This is a genomic window from Acidovorax sp. KNOB132, assembly GCF_057541515.1.
The window spans coordinates 1-628 of sequence record NZ_BAAJYT010000642.1; the positions used below are offsets into that span (position 1 = coordinate 1).

Annotated in this window: 1 protein-coding gene; it reads left to right on the forward strand. The window is 70.1% G+C overall.

What is annotated here, in order from left to right; all coding sequences use genetic code 11:
- Positions 1-4: 4 nt before the first annotated feature.
- Positions 5-628 (forward strand): ABC transporter substrate-binding protein (locus tag AC27IO_RS25175; RefSeq protein WP_498741340.1); only part of this gene is annotated, 624 nt, incomplete at its 3' end.

Sequence of the window (628 nt, forward strand, 5' to 3'; positions counted from 1 at the left end):
TCCGGTGGCGTCGCCATCGGCCGCTGCGACGTCCCAGGCCACGCCCGCCAGCGCGTCGCGCAAGGCGGCCGCAGCCACCGGCGCGCCCATCCAGGTGGCACTCATCGAAAGCATGTCCGGCCCCTTCGCCAACACCGGCGAGGCGGTGTTCCGCAACGTGCTGTGGGCCACCGAGCGCGTGAACGCGCGCGGCGGTGTGCGCCTGCCCACCGCGGCCGGCGGTGCCCGGCCCCTGGCGATCGAGCGCTACGACAGCAAGGGCCAGAACGAAGAGGCCCTGTCCGCCCTGCGCGCGGCCATCGACGACGGCGCGCGCGTCATCCTGCAGGGCAACTCGTCGGCCACCGCCGCCGTGCTGATCGAGGCCATCAACAAGCACAACGAGCGTGAGCCGGGCAAGCGCGTGCTGTTCCTCAACTACTCGGCCGTCGATCCCATCCTCACCAACGAAAAGTGCAGCTTCTGGCACTTTCGCTTCGACGCCCATGCCGACATGCGCATGGCCGCGCTCATGGACGTGATCCGCCAGGACAAGGCCCTGAAGAGCGTGTACCTCATCGGGCAGGACTACAGCTTCGGCCAAGCCGTACTGCGCGAGGCCAGGAAGCAGCTGGCCGCCCAGCGCCCC